Raw genomic sequence first — 13,860 nt, 5'->3', positions numbered from 1 at the left:
CTGCAATAACATAGAGCGGAAACAGATGCTATTGTTTCCGCTCTTTATATATCAACATTTTGCAAATTTCTCAAAAACACCAGGATTGACAAGGGATTTCAGCTCTTGATTGGTCCACCAAATACATGGGTGCGGAGGAAATACAGATGAACAAAAAAAGTGTACGCGATATCGAATTGACAGGAAAACGGGCTTTTGTCCGTGTAGATTTTAATGTGCCGCTCGAAGATGGTAAAATTACAGATGACAAACGTATTCGTGCCACGCTTCCTACGATCAACTACTTGATCGAAAAAGGCGCTAAAGTTATTTTGGCAAGCCACATGGGCCGTCCAAAAGGCGAAGTGGTTGAATCCATGCGTTTGACTCCAGCTGCTGAGCGTTTGTCCGAATTGCTCGGTAAAAAAGTCGTTAAAGCGGATGATTCCGTTGGCGAAACAGTAAAAGCTCAAATCGCTGAACTGAACAATGGCGACGTATTGTTGCTTGAGAACGTTCGTTTCCACGCAGGCGAAGAGAAAAACGATCCTGAATTGGCAAAACAATTTGCTGAACTGGCTGACGTATTCGTTAACGATGCATTCGGCGCAGCTCACAGAGCACACGCTTCGACAGAAGGTATCGCTCATTTGTTGCCAGCAGTATCCGGTCTATTGATGGAGAAAGAACTTGAAGTGTTGGGCAAAGCAATCTCCAACCCTGAGCGTCCTTTCACAGCAATCATCGGTGGTTCCAAAGTTAAAGACAAAATCGATGTGATCGACAACCTGTTGAACATTGCAGACAACGTAATCATCGGTGGCGGCCTGACTTACACGTTCTTCAAAGCACAAGGACATGAAATCGGACAATCTCTGTTGGATGATTCCAAACTGGACGTTGCTCTTGGTTTCATTGAAAAAGCAAAAAAATTGGGCAAAAACTTCTACCTGCCGGTAGATATCGTTGTATCTGACGACTTCAGTGCAAGTGCAAACACACAAATCGTTGGTATCGACGGCATCCCTGCAGACTGGGAAGGCGTGGACATCGGACCGAAAACTCGTGCAATCTATGCTGAAGTGATCAAAAACTCCAAGCTGGTTGTATGGAACGGACCAATGGGCGTATTCGAAATTGAGCCTTTCTCTAACGGTACACGTGAGGTTGCCGAAGCTTGTGCAGAGACAGAAGCATACACCATCATTGGTGGTGGTGACTCCGCAGCAGCAGCTGAGAAGTTCAAATTGGCTGACAAAATGGACCACATCTCTACAGGTGGCGGTGCATCGCTCGAGTTCATGGAAGGCAAAGTGCTTCCTGGCGTAGTTGCATTGAACGACAAGTAAGCTTTAAGCTATAGCATGAAGGAGTTGAAAACCATGAGAACACCGATTATCGCAGGTAACTGGAAAATGTTCAAAACGGTTTCCGAATCCAATGACTTCATTCAGGAAGTTAAAGGAAAAGCGGAAGTTGAAGGCGTAGAGACTGTTATTTGCGCACCGTTTACGAATCTGCCATCCCTGGTAGAAGCCGTTAAAGGCACAAACATCAAAATTGGTGCACAAAATCTTCATTTTGAAGACAACGGTGCATTCACAGGTGAAATCAGCGGCGTGATGCTGAAAGACCTGGGTGTGGATTACGTCATTATTGGTCACTCGGAGCGCCGTCAATATTTTGCGGAAACCGATGAGACTGTCAATAAAAAGTTGCATGCAGCATTCCGTCACGGATTGACTCCAATCTTTTGTCTTGGTGAGACGCTTGAAGAGCGCGAAGCTGATCAAACGAAAGACGTGTGCAAAGTGCAAACGGAAGCTGCTTTTGCAGGTCTGTCCGCAGATCAGGCAGCACAAGTGGTTATCGCTTATGAGCCAATCTGGGCGATTGGTACAGGCAAATCCTCCACTTCCCAAGATGCGAATGAAGTTATTGCTTACATTCGTACGCTGGTGAAGGATCTGTACGACCAAAAGGTAGCAGATGCAGTTCGTATTCAATACGGCGGCAGTGTTAAACCTGAGAACGTAACAGAATACCTCGGACAAAGCGACATCGACGGCGCGCTTGTTGGCGGTGCCAGCTTGCAGCCGGCTTCGTTCATCGCGCTTGTTGAGGGGGCGAAGTAATGACAGCTCCAAAACCTGTAGCACTGATCATTATGGACGGCTTTGGTCTTCGTAACACGGTGGAAGGCAACGCGGTAGCGCAAGCCAAGAAACCGAACTATGACCGTTTTATGAGCCAATTCCCACACACAACTCTCACTGCTTGCGGTGAAGCGGTAGGTTTGCCTGAAGGGCAAATGGGGAACTCCGAGGTAGGTCACCTGAATATTGGTGCCGGCCGGATCGTATACCAGGATTTGACTCGTATCTCCAAATCGATTCGTGACGGTGAATTTTACGACAATGAGACACTCGTTAAAGCTGTTCGCGAAGCGAAACAAAGCGGTAAAAAGCTTCACTTGTATGGTTTGTTGTCCGATGGCGGCGTACATAGTCACATCGACCACTTGTTCGCTATGCTGGATCTCGCCAAAAAAGAAGGAATGAATGACGTATACATTCATGCTTTCATGGATGGCCGTGATGTTATGCCAGATAGCGGTAAAGAGTTCATGCAGAAGCTGATTGCCAAAATCGAGGAAGTCGGTGTAGGACAAATCGCAACGGTTCAAGGTCGCTACTATGCGATGGACCGTGACAAACGTTGGGAACGTGTTGAGAAATCATATCGTGCCATCGTTTATGGTGATGGACCAAAATACACTGATCCACTCAAAGCAGTTGAAGAATCGTATGAAAAATCCGTATTTGACGAATTCGTTGAACCAACGGTTATCGTTAAAGCGGATGGCCAGCCGGTAGGTTTGGTGGAGAGCGGCGATTCCGTCATTTTCCTCAACTTCCGTCCTGACCGTGCGATCCAACTGTCGCAAGTATTCACGAACCAGGATTTCCGTGGTTTCGACCGCGGTCCGAAGTTCCCTGTGGGCTTGCACTTCGTGTGCCTGACCTTGTTCAGCGAGACCGTTGAAGGTTACGTGGCTTACTCGCCTAAAAACCTCGACAACACGCTGGGTGAAGTTCTGGTACAGAACAACAAGAAACAATTGCGTATTGCAGAAACCGAGAAATACCCGCACGTAACCTTCTTCTTCAGCGGCGGCCGTGATGTTGAGCTTCCGGGCGAAACACGCGTGCTGATCAACTCACCAAAAGTTGCAACGTACGACTTGCAGCCGGAGATGAGCGCGTATGAAGTAGCTGACGCATGTGTTCGTGAGATTGAAGCAGACAAACATGACGCCATCATTCTGAACTTCGCTAACCCTGATATGGTTGGACACTCCGGCATGCTGGAGCCTACCATTAAGGCAGTAGAAGTAACAGACGAATGCATGGGCCGTGTTGTGGATGCAGTTCTCGCTAAAGGCGGCGTTGTGCTGATTACTGCGGATCATGGTAACGCGGATATGGTGTTCGATGAGCAAGGACGTCCGTTCACTGCTCACACAACGAACCCGGTTCCACTCATCGTTACAGATGCTAACGTTACCCTGCGTGAAGGCGGAATCCTCGCGGATATCGCTCCAACGATTCTTGACCTGATGCAATTGCCTAAACCGGCTGAAATGACAGGTACATCTGTCATCGCTAGCCGTAAATAATATAATTTTAATAGGTTATTGAATAAGGCCTAAGTTGAACCTTAACGAAGCGGGCAGAACCGATCTGTAGAAGCGAAGCGTTCGCCTTTATCACATGATTTCAACTTATAAAAATAAGTTCAGAGAAATCAGGGGATAACAGCGATCGGAAGACGGTACTGCATGCGGAGTGGCCTGGTGAAACTCAACTATTCTGAACGTATTAAAATAAAATTCCAAATTAAAAGGAGATTATCACTCATGACTATTATTTCTGACGTGTACGCTCGCGAAGTCCTCGACTCCCGCGGTAACCCTACAGTTGAAGTTGAAGTATACCTGGAGTCCGGCGCAATCGGACGCGCAATCGTTCCATCTGGTGCATCTACTGGTGCCCACGAAGCTGTTGAGCTTCGCGATGGCGACAAATCCCGTTACCTGGGTAAAGGCGTTCTGCAAGCTGTTAAAAACGTAAACGAAACAATCGCTCCAGAAGTAATCGGTATGGATGCATTGGATCAACTGGGTATCGACAAATTGATGATTACTTTGGATGGTACGCCAAACAAAGGTAAACTGGGTGCTAACGCAATCCTGGCTGTATCCATGGCTGTAGCTCGCGCAGCTGCTGACGCTTTGGATCTGCCATTGTACGTTTACCTGGGCGGATTCAACGCTAAAGTACTGCCAGTACCAATGATGAACATCATCAACGGTGGTGAGCATGCTGACAACAACATCGACGTTCAAGAGTTCATGGTTCTTCCAGTTGGAGCACCAAGCTTCAAAGAAGCTCTTCGCGTAGGAGCGGAAATCTTCCACAACCTGAAATCCGTACTGAGCTCCAAAGGTCTGAACACAGCTGTAGGTGACGAAGGCGGCTTCGCACCGAACCTTGGTTCGAACGAAGAAGCAATCACTACAATCATTGAAGCTATTGAAAAAGCAGGTTACAAACCAGGCGTTGACGTATTCCTGGGTATGGACGTAGCTTCCACTGAGTTCTACAAAGATGGTAAGTACACACTTGCTGGCGAAGGTAAATCTTACACTTCCGCTGAGTATGTTGACCTTTTGGCTTCATGGGTTGAGAAATACCCAATCATCACAATCGAAGACGGTATGTCCGAAGATGACTGGGATGGTTGGAAATTGCTCACTGAGAAATTGGGAGACAAAGTACAACTCGTTGGTGATGACCTGTTCGTAACGAACACAGAGCGTCTGGGTAGAGGTATCGAACAAGGTATCGGTAACTCCATCCTGATCAAAGTTAACCAAATCGGTACATTGACTGAAACATTCGATGCAATCGAAATGGCTAAACGTGCAGGATACACTGCTGTAATCTCCCATCGTTCCGGTGAGTCCGAAGACAGCACAATCGCTGACATCGCTGTTGCAACAAACGCGGGTCAAATTAAAACGGGTGCTCCTTCCCGTACAGACCGTATCGCGAAGTACAACCAATTGCTCCGCATCGAGGATCAACTGGGCGAACTGGCTCAATACAATGGTCTCAAAGGTTTCTACAACCTCAAAAAATAAGTTGTCTTACGACAACTCATGGGCAAGCCGGGTAACCGGCTTGTCTTTTTTATTAAGTTGATTTTAATTACTAAAGAAGATTAAAAGGGTTGAAAATGTTGGCTATATCTCAGTAATTGAGGAAATGCCACTACTTGTATCACGTTAATAGCTGTGTTACAATTAAAGTAACTGTTTTTATGGTGAGATGTTATGCCCACATGGGTAGGAGGTGGAAAGAATGGATATTGCTTTGAAATTGCTGCTCGTGGTGTTTTCGATCGGTCTAATCACTGTAGTATTGCTGCAGCACGGGAAAAGCGCTGGTTTGGCGGGTGCCATCTCCGGTGGTGCGGAACATCTTTTCGGTAAAACGAAAGCGCGCGGACTGGATCTTTTCCTGCAACGTGCAACAGTTGTACTGGGTGCAGGATTCTTCATTTTGTCTATCATCGTTACGGTTGTCTCCAAGTAAGAGTTGGAGTGCCTTATGTAACGCGATAGTTTCGAGCAGGAACGCTTGAATGATTAACCTTCGTTTCGAGAAGAAACGGAGGTTTTTTAATAAATTCATTCATGACCAGTCTTTTCCAATGAACTACATGATTCTGATCTTCGATTTCTTCTCACTTCCGTTCGGTAACCTTCCTACATATTCGCCCTGTTCTGGGCCGATTCTTTTCTGTCTTTTCGAGAGCAAAACACATGTAGCATAAATGCTGTTATGATGCATGAAAGCGCGGTTATGCAAGGGGCCATGCATGCTTGGTTTATTTTGCAGGGTACGGATGCGCCGGATTGAATTCGTGTATACTAGGGTATGAGATAGTGAGGCCTGAGTTAATTGGTTTTTCTATTTGTAAGGTTTCTGATACATAGAGAGATGAGACAAGATTACACTTTTATGTTTCCCGAGGTGAATATTAATGATAACAGAACAACAATTGCTCGACTTTATGCGGGATACCGCTTATAAACCGATGACTTATCAGGAACTGGAACAGCACTTCGAGATTGAAGACGCGGCTGATTTCAAAGCCTTTTTAATTATGCTTAATACGTTGGAGGAATCCGGCAAAGTCTTGCTGACTCGCAATAACCGCTACGGCATGCCAGAACGTATGGATTTGGTGCGCGGACGTTTGCAGGCTCATGCGAAGGGGTTTGCTTTCCTCATCCCTGAGGATCGGGAACACCCGGATGTGTACATCCATGCCAATGATATGAAAAGCGCGATGAACGGAGATACGGTATTTGTTAAAGTGACTTCTCAAGGTCCTTCCGGTGGGCGTTTGGAGGGCGAGATTGTCCGTATTGTTACCCGTGCGGTCACGCAAGTGGTCGGTGTATTCCAAAGCCACGAGGTTTATGGCTTCGTCATTCCGGACGATAAGCGGATTAACCGGGATATCTTCATCCCACGGACGAACTTTAATGGAGCTGTTGATGGGCAAAAAGTTGTTGCGAAAATCGTCAGCTATCCAGAGGGCCGGGCAGCAGCAGAAGGTGAAGTGATCGAGATTCTCGGTCATAAGGATGAACCGGGCATTGATATTTTGTCAGTGATCCGTAAACATCAGCTGCCTGAAGCTTTCCCGGATGAAGTGGTGGAAGAATCCGAAAAAGCACCGGATGCCATTACGGAAGAAGAAATTATCCAGCAAGGTCGCCGCGATCTGCGTGGGTTGAATATCGTTACGATTGATGGCGAAGACGCGAAGGATCTCGATGACGCTGTCAATGTGGAGAAACTACCTAACGGTAACTATCGTCTGGGCGTTCATATTGCCGATGTAGGCTATTATGTGCAGGAGAACTCCAAGCTGGACCAGGAAGCGTACAATCGGGGATGCAGCGTGTATCTGGTGGACCGTGTTATTCCGATGCTTCCGCAACGGTTGTCCAACGGGATCTGTAGTTTGAACCCGCAGGTAGACCGCTTGACCCTGTCTTGTGAGATGGAGTTCAACGACCAGATGAAGGTTGTGAAACACGACATTTTCACAAGTGTTATCAAGACCAAAGAGCGGATGACGTATTCCAACGTTCGTAAAATTCTTGAAGGTGAAGAGCCTGAATTGTTGGAGCGTTACAAGGACCTAGTGGATGATTTCCACTTGATGAAAGAGATTGCTTTGAAGCTTCGTGCGATGCGTATGCGCCGCGGTGCGGTTGACTTTGATTTTGAAGAATCCAAAATCATCGTGGATGAAGAATGCAAACCAGTCGATATCGTGAAACGGGAGCGTTCGATTGCGGAGCAAATCATTGAGGAATTCATGCTGGCAGCCAATGAAACGGTAGCAGAGCATTTCCACTGGTTGAAGGTTCCGTTCATTTATCGTGTGCATGAAGATCCAGATCAGGAAAAACTGCAAAATTTTCTCGCCTTTGCGGCGAATTTCGGACACCACGTCAAAGGACGTGGCAACGCGATTCATCCACGGGCTCTTCAATCCCTGCTTGAGGATATTAATGGAACGAAGGAACAAACGGTTATCAGTACAATGATGCTGCGTTCCATGAAACAGGCCAAGTATGATTCCGAGATGTCCGGTCACTTTGGTCTGGCAGCAGAGTTCTACAGTCACTTCACATCACCGATCCGTCGTTATCCCGACCTCGTCATTCACCGTGTTATTCGGGAAGTGATTGAGAACAATGGGGCTTTGCCTGAGAACCGTCAGGAGTATTTGGCGGGACGTATGGCAGATATTGCTCAACAGTCTTCGGAACGTGAGCGTGTGGCGGTTGAAGCTGAGCGCGATACAGAGAAAATGAAGAAAGCAGAGTACATGCTCGATAAAGTCGGCGAAGAGTTCGAAGGCATGATCAGCAGTGTAACCAGCTTCGGTATGTTCATTGAACTGGAAAATACGGTAGAGGGTCTGATTCGCCTGAGTGCGCTCACAGACGACTATTACCATTTTGACGACCAACATATGGCTCTGATTGGCGAACGCACCTCCAAGGTCTTCCGCATCGGTGATGAGGTGAAGATTCGTGTAGCGCGTGTGAGCATGGAAGAGTACACGATTGACTTTGAAATGGTTGACATGAAACCTCGCGGCGAACGTCCAGGTGGCTTCAGCGGTGGACGTGGCGGTAAAGGTGGACGTCCTGCTGGTGGCGGAGCACGCGGCGGCGCGAAGAGTGGTTCTGGTGGATTCAGTGGCTCGCGTGGTGGTAAAGGCGCGCCAATCGGTGCTGGAGGCAGCCGTGGCGGCAGATCAGCCGATGAAAGCAGCAAAGGCGGACGTGGCGGTCGTAGCGGAGCTTCGAACACAGTAGGAAGCTCGGGTGGCAAAGGTGGCGGCAAACCGAGAGGTGAGCGTCGTGCTGGAGATGCCGGCGGATCAGCAGGCCGGAGCAAGGGGGCGGTAAGCTTTGGTTTTGGTTCGGGCAAAGGTGGTTATAGCTCTACCGCAGGTGGCCAGGAAGGCACTTCAGCTAGTGGACAAGGGAATGCTCTGAACAGCGGCAGCAGTCGTGGTGAAGGAAGCTTCAAATCCGGTAAAGGCGGAGGTAAAGGTGGCAAAGGCGGTAGTGGACGCAAAAACACCTCACCTAGCGGTGTGTTTATCGGAGAAGGAGCTACACCGGGCGGTGTTCAGGAAGGCGGAGCACCACGCCGTAAGCGCAAGAAGAGTAAAGGCGCACCAGCCAACGGAACGGCGGCTTTTGTACGGAAGAAGAAAAAGTAATCGCGTTTCGCTGAGCATGAAATGAGTGTAATGGGAAGGGGCGGCGCAGACCGCCTCTTTCTTGATTTTAACAGCGGTCCTTGCTACAATTAAGGTCTGGCATGTGGTACCTGAGGAAATGTATGGTGCGCTGCTGTAGAGCATAGGTACCGGCTTATTTTACGGAGAAGGAGTGAGGACATGGGCAAGAATGATGGACAGAGTAAAGTGCTTGCACAGAATAAAAAGGCTTCCCATGACTACTTCATTGAAGATACGTATGAAGCGGGCATGGTGCTTACCGGAACGGAGATTAAATCTCTTCGTAACGGCCGTGCGAATATTGGAGATGCATTTGCCACGATTCGGAACGGTGAGATTCATATTCACAATATGCATATTAGTCCTTTTGAACAAGGGAACCGTCATAATCCAATTGATCCAACACGTACACGCAAACTGCTGATGCATAAAGTGCAGATTCACAAGCTGCTTGGGCTGTCGAAGCAGGATGGATACAGCATTGTACCGCTGAAGATCTATATTCGTAACGGGTATGCGAAGCTCTTGCTCGGACTGGGTAAAGGTAAGAAGCAGTATGATAAACGGGAGTCTGCTGCAAAACGCGATGCACAACGTGATATTCAACGGGTACTGCGCGAGAAGCAGAAAGTTGCTCGTTGATTGGGTTGCTATGTGTTGAATGACGCATGGTAAGTTAGTTAGTGATAAGCAGGTTATGCTAGAAATTAGGATCTCAGGTTTTACCCGTAGTTGGGTAGAGCTTGGGATTTTTGTTTTGATTAGAGGTCCCAGTTACGGTGGTCTGTCAGATTTTTGTGCCAGGTCTGATAGGAGATACAACACTTTGCCATGTAACCTGTCTAATAGAAATTGTTAGTAGTGATGTATCGGGTAGCTTTGTGAGAGTTGCTGGAAAGAATCGTTGCAGTATGTTTGCTAATGGCTGCGTAGTTTGTTAGGATCGTGGGTAAGATAGTTAAGAAAAGCTGTTCATGCTCATGAATGGTCTGCACTTCGGTACTCAACTTTACTTCCCTTGAGGGACGCGGTATAATATGTAGACGCATGAGCATCATATGTGTGTTGGTTAAGCTTGCACAGTTGCTCAGCATGCTGGAACGTCTTCCAGCAATCTGTACTATATCGGTGATTGTTCCTGTGTTATGATGTTCTTGTAGCAGACAGGAATGCCGAGTTTGAAAGAAGCATCTTTTTACCTTGGAGGAAAAAGATGTGCAGCATCTTTGCTCCGTATTCACGGATTAATCCTGGAGCCCTTCAATATGAGGGGGCGTTTATGGATTCGACGGGGATAGTTCGAGCATGGGTAGCGGGTAGTGGGGACGCGTCCACTTCATCAACGCTAAAGCCTATTAAACGGCAAACAACAAACAAACTACGCTTTCGCAGCCTAAGAAACTGTGTGCGTGCTTCTAACCTGCATCGCCCATGTGACAGGATTAGGGGCTAACAAGTAGTGGGATACGCTGTCACATCTCCGCCTGGGGTGTGCTGAAGAAGACAATCAGGCTGACCCAACGTATAGCCGGTTACGGGGCGATACTCGGGTGACATCAAAACTGTGACTACACCCGTAGAAGCTTATGTGTCGTTATCTTCGGACAGGGGTTCGACTCCCCTCGCCTCCAAGATGGTACTTAATGAGTAAGTACTATGTTGAAGGCGTTTAGAGAAAATCTCCAAGAAAAAAAGGAATCAGACGGTACGCATCTGAAGGATGCCCCACTTGTCTGATTCTTTTTTTATTACAACCTGACGGAACATCGATTGCACTAGCAGCTTCTGTGTTTCAGCTTCAATCAGAACCCAGTTATCTTTTAAGTTGGCCATCATGTCTTTAATTTCTTCTGTAGACAGCTCATTGATATAATAATCTTCTTTCTCTTCATATTGAGCAGTGATGGTCTTCATTCTGTCTTCTTCTTCATCGATCAGGTTTGCATAATCGTCAGGCGACAGCTTCCCATCACCTAAAGCAAGCATCCAGTTCTTCCGGCGGCGATTAGATACTTCGATCTCTTTCTGTAGTAAACGCTGATCGCTCTTAGCTTGAGCACTCGTTTTTTTGTCCTGAAGCTTTTTGTTTGTGATCTGTAGTTTCTCAAAGATGAGCTGCTGCAAATGAAGTTCCGAAATCCCAGGAGCATCGCAAGTTTTATTAGAATATTGATTTCGACAGCGGTAGCTTCTATACACACGTTCTGTTCCATCTGCCAGCTTCTGTTTCGACGCATTACCGATGTAAGTTGCTCCACACAAACCACATTTAACAATCCCGCCGTATGGATATTCATAACTATGTCTTGCCATGTGACCTTCTCCACGTCTCGCCATCATCTTACGAACCTTCAGGAAATCTTCCATAGATATAATTGCTTCATGTTCTCCAGGTTTAATAATTCGTTTGCTTTCTTCCCATAGCACAGGTTTAAAGTGATTATGTCCAGTGTACGTATGATTTTGCAGAACGATCCTCACGTACTTGCTGTCCCATACTCCTCCTTCCTTACCACGACTATGACCATTCATATGCTTTGCTATGGACACAACCCCTTTGCCAGCAAGATATAGCCTACACACCTCTTTGATTAATTTCGCCTCATATTCATTGATGATGAGCTTACGTTCCCCATCGATGACTTCAATATCATATCCAAGTGGAGCCTTTGACATATGCAGCCCACCGTTTTCCATCTTCTTGGTAAGTCCTTTTAGAGTTTCTTCACGAAGGTTATCCGAATAGATTTCGGCAAAGATACCATTGAAATAAAGGAATGCTTTACCCATTGGGGATTGTGTATCAATTTCCTCACTTCCCAGAGACGCTACAACGAACCGTTTGTTCAACTTGTTGATTAAGGCAATGAATTCATACAGATCACCCAAGTTGCGACTCAAACGATCCAGCTTGTGAACTAGAACGGCATCGAACTTGCCAGCTTTCATATCGGCAATAAGTCGTTGTATACCTGGTCGTTTTTTAATGGTGCGTCCACTAATGCCTGGATCTGAATAAACGCGGTACAGCTCCATACCTTTCTTCTCCAACAGCTCCATAAGAACATCGTGCTGGGCTTCCATAGAGAATCCTTCTTCGTTCTGCCTATCTGTACTGACACGAATGTATAAGGCTGCCTTCATCTAAATCGCTCCTTTTAAGAATGTATGTTCGGATCATGAGGTTGAAGAAAAGCCCCGAAGGGCTTATCTGACGTTTTCATACTATTGAACTTTTTGGACTGTAGACACTGCCAAGAGAATAGAATTGGTAGTTCCGCCACTAATATTATCAAAAGAGTATACTGCTGTAGGAACACCACGCATAGTTACATCATCCCCATCAAGGATATCACCTGTGGAGTTGTTGTAATAACCTATTAATGAATTACCGTTTTCGTCCACAATATGTATAGACGCTACAGTACCAAAATCAGTTTCTTCCTCTTGTACTTGGACGACAGAACCCGATACTTTTACCATCTTATCAATATAAGGAGTGATATTTTTAAATAGATGTCTTGATGTGATTTTACTGTCTACCTCTTTTGTTGCTGCTTTTTTTGTTTCTGCTGATGTAGCTGGAAAGAGATCAGCGTGCTCTACAAGGTAATCGTATGTTTTTTGATCTACAGATCCACCTTCTACAAGGTTCGGAACAACTACACTCATCATTTCTGCTGTTACAGCGCTCTGTTGTTCTTGAGGTTCTGTATTTGCTTCAGCAGCAACAGTTTCAACTTCTGCTTTACTTTCTTCAGCAGCTTCTTTTTCAGCAAGTTCCTTTTTCAAGGCTTCTGCTTCTTCTTTCAATTTTTGGTTTTCAGCTTCAACTTCTTGTTGCTTCGCGTCTGTTTGACTAGCTTGAGATGCGCTATCTTTAGTGTCTCCGCAAGCTGATAGTACTGCTACAAGTGCAAAAACCATTGTGAATAAAGCTAATTTTTTCATCTTCTTATACCTTCTCTTTTCTTTGTCCCATCGGCTGGGGAATTTACTCGTACATTGATGTATGTATATATAAACACCATTCATACAGAAAAAGAATGAAGTGATGGTAATTAGAACAGGAAATATTTGTGCGATGCTCAATCATGTACAACTGACATATTATGAATCTAAAACCTCAGGAGTAGACATCATGATTATAATAGGCGTGAAAATTCACGATCGTACAGGCATGGAATCGGATTTTGTCGAATTATCTCTTGGTGATGTGAACTACATCGACCTATGGCAGCCAACAAAAAGTAAAGAAAAATGCCCTGCGTATCATACAGAAGGCGGGTCATACCTAAGTCTGCGGACTCTCAAGGATGTTTCAAAGGCATACGCAAATTATGGTTTTAAGCCTTACGACAGTTCGACAATTATTAACGAAAATAGGATCGCTAAGACTGAAACAACTGACAGCGGGAGCAATATTTACTTCGATGATGGTACTTTTGTACGTGTAAGGTCAAAATTGTAGGGTTGTCAATACCCCTTAAACCGGGTTTAAGCCCCTATTTTTTACCCCAAAATTCGACAAACAATAATGTCGGATAATGGTAAGGTTTAACTATGAAATCGTTACGCAAGATGCTACAGGCTAGGAGTGATCTATTTCAAAGGTTAGCAGATAGGGTTCACTACTACTTCAAGATTTCTTGAAGTTTTGAACGGGATCGGGAGGGTGACCTCCTGATGCCAATTCAAGATTCTTCTATAATTCGCCAAGTATAGATTTCTTCATTATTATCAAGTTTCAATGCTTTGGCGATAGTAACAGCAGTGCCGTATCCCATTACTGTTCGATTGTTCGCGTAATCACTTAACTGGCTTTCAGGGATACCAGTAATTATGTGAACCATCCGTTGGGATATGCCTGTCTGTTTGTATAGAAGCTTGAGTTGGCAACGATCCGGTTCATACCGCATCGCGCTGCTCCTTAATTTAAAATTATCAAAAAAACGGTTGTTGTGGTTTACC

General features: G+C 45.9%; 11 protein-coding genes and 1 other RNA gene. 9 read left to right on the top strand and 3 right to left on the bottom strand.

What is annotated here, in order from left to right:
- Positions 1-146: 146 nt before the first annotated feature.
- The 8 genes from pgk to ssrA all read left to right on the top strand — a co-directional run bounded on the left by pgk (position 147) and on the right by ssrA (position 10,521).
- Complete coding sequence (gene pgk / locus BLV50_RS29990; RefSeq protein WP_024629502.1) at positions 147-1,328, top strand: phosphoglycerate kinase; 1,182 nt, start codon at positions 147-149, stop codon at positions 1,326-1,328.
- Positions 1,329-1,361: 33 nt separating this feature from the next.
- Positions 1,362-2,114 carry a triose-phosphate isomerase gene (gene tpiA, locus BLV50_RS29985; protein ID WP_063566490.1) on the top strand — a complete coding sequence of 251 codons (753 nt, stop codon included), beginning with the start codon at positions 1,362-1,364 and terminating at the stop codon, positions 2,112-2,114.
- A complete protein-coding gene (gpmI, locus tag BLV50_RS29980) occupies positions 2,114-3,658 on the top strand; it encodes a 2,3-bisphosphoglycerate-independent phosphoglycerate mutase (RefSeq protein WP_090811667.1) in 1,545 nt (514 codons plus the stop codon). The genes tpiA and gpmI overlap by 1 nt, the downstream gene beginning before the upstream one ends.
- A 240-nt stretch (positions 3,659-3,898) precedes the next feature.
- Positions 3,899-5,185 (top strand): phosphopyruvate hydratase, encoded by a 1,287-nt coding sequence (gene eno / locus BLV50_RS29975; protein ID WP_063566488.1) that lies wholly within the window; start codon positions 3,899-3,901, stop codon positions 5,183-5,185.
- 220 nt (positions 5,186-5,405) lie between these two features.
- Positions 5,406-5,639, top strand: coding sequence for a preprotein translocase subunit SecG (gene secG / locus BLV50_RS29970; protein ID WP_024629498.1), 234 nt, complete (start codon positions 5,406-5,408; stop codon positions 5,637-5,639).
- 451 nt (positions 5,640-6,090) lie between these two features.
- Positions 6,091-8,868, top strand: coding sequence for a ribonuclease R (gene rnr, locus BLV50_RS29965; RefSeq protein ID WP_090811665.1), 2,778 nt, complete (start codon positions 6,091-6,093; stop codon positions 8,866-8,868).
- A 180-nt stretch (positions 8,869-9,048) separates the two neighbouring features.
- Positions 9,049-9,531: an SsrA-binding protein SmpB gene (gene smpB / locus BLV50_RS29960; protein WP_024629496.1), complete on the top strand. Its 483-nt coding sequence runs from the start codon at positions 9,049-9,051 to the stop codon at positions 9,529-9,531.
- A 627-nt stretch (positions 9,532-10,158) separates the two neighbouring features.
- Positions 10,159-10,521: a transfer-messenger RNA gene (gene ssrA / locus BLV50_RS29955) on the top strand.
- 66 nt (positions 10,522-10,587) lie between these two features.
- On the opposite strand, the gene BLV50_RS29950 is transcribed toward ssrA, so the two are convergent.
- Together BLV50_RS29950 and BLV50_RS29945 are read right to left on the bottom strand one after the other, a co-directional pair.
- Positions 10,588-12,033: a recombinase family protein gene (locus tag BLV50_RS29950; protein WP_090811662.1), complete on the bottom strand. Its 1,446-nt coding sequence runs from the start codon at positions 12,031-12,033 to the stop codon at positions 10,588-10,590.
- Between the two features lie 81 nt (positions 12,034-12,114).
- Positions 12,115-12,840, bottom strand: coding sequence for a hypothetical protein (locus tag BLV50_RS29945; RefSeq protein WP_090811660.1), 726 nt, complete (start codon positions 12,838-12,840; stop codon positions 12,115-12,117).
- Between the two features lie 103 nt (positions 12,841-12,943).
- Between BLV50_RS29945 and BLV50_RS29940 the strand changes: the two genes are divergently transcribed.
- Positions 12,944-13,360, top strand: coding sequence for a LytTR family transcriptional regulator DNA-binding domain-containing protein (locus BLV50_RS29940; RefSeq protein WP_090811658.1), 417 nt, complete (start codon positions 12,944-12,946; stop codon positions 13,358-13,360).
- A gap of 223 nt (positions 13,361-13,583) precedes the next feature.
- Here the strand turns inward: BLV50_RS29940 and BLV50_RS29935 are convergent, their stop codons facing one another.
- Positions 13,584-13,808, bottom strand: a complete 225-nt coding sequence (locus BLV50_RS29935) for a helix-turn-helix domain-containing protein (protein ID WP_090811656.1) — start codon at positions 13,806-13,808, stop codon at positions 13,584-13,586.
- Positions 13,809-13,860 lie beyond the last annotated feature (52 nt).

This window comes from Paenibacillus sp. 276b, from assembly GCF_900107875.1.
Lineage (GTDB): Bacteria > Bacillota > Bacilli > Paenibacillales > Paenibacillaceae > Paenibacillus > Paenibacillus marchantiae.
The sequence above is the reverse complement of the archived record's forward strand: the minus strand, read 5'-3'. Positions and strand labels throughout refer to the sequence as shown.

Excerpts from the sequence above, each read along its gene's own strand:
- pgk (WP_024629502.1), top strand. The coding sequence starts at position 147 with ATGAACAAAAAAAGTGTACGCGATATCGAATTGACAGGAAAACGGGCT.
- tpiA (WP_063566490.1), top strand. The coding sequence starts at position 1,362 with ATGAGAACACCGATTATCGCAGGTAACTGGAAAATGTTCAAAACGGTT.
- gpmI (WP_090811667.1), top strand. The coding sequence starts at position 2,114 with ATGACAGCTCCAAAACCTGTAGCACTGATCATTATGGACGGCTTTGGT.
- eno (WP_063566488.1), top strand. The coding sequence starts at position 3,899 with ATGACTATTATTTCTGACGTGTACGCTCGCGAAGTCCTCGACTCCCGC.
- secG (WP_024629498.1), top strand. The coding sequence starts at position 5,406 with ATGGATATTGCTTTGAAATTGCTGCTCGTGGTGTTTTCGATCGGTCTA.
- rnr (WP_090811665.1), top strand. The coding sequence starts at position 6,091 with ATGATAACAGAACAACAATTGCTCGACTTTATGCGGGATACCGCTTAT.
- smpB (WP_024629496.1), top strand. The coding sequence starts at position 9,049 with ATGGGCAAGAATGATGGACAGAGTAAAGTGCTTGCACAGAATAAAAAG.
- BLV50_RS29950 (WP_090811662.1), bottom strand. The coding sequence starts at position 12,033 with ATGAAGGCAGCCTTATACATTCGTGTCAGTACAGATAGGCAGAACGAA.
- BLV50_RS29945 (WP_090811660.1), bottom strand. The coding sequence starts at position 12,840 with ATGAAAAAATTAGCTTTATTCACAATGGTTTTTGCACTTGTAGCAGTA.
- BLV50_RS29940 (WP_090811658.1), top strand. The coding sequence starts at position 12,944 with ATGGTAATTAGAACAGGAAATATTTGTGCGATGCTCAATCATGTACAA.
- BLV50_RS29935 (WP_090811656.1), bottom strand. The coding sequence starts at position 13,808 with ATGCGGTATGAACCGGATCGTTGCCAACTCAAGCTTCTATACAAACAG.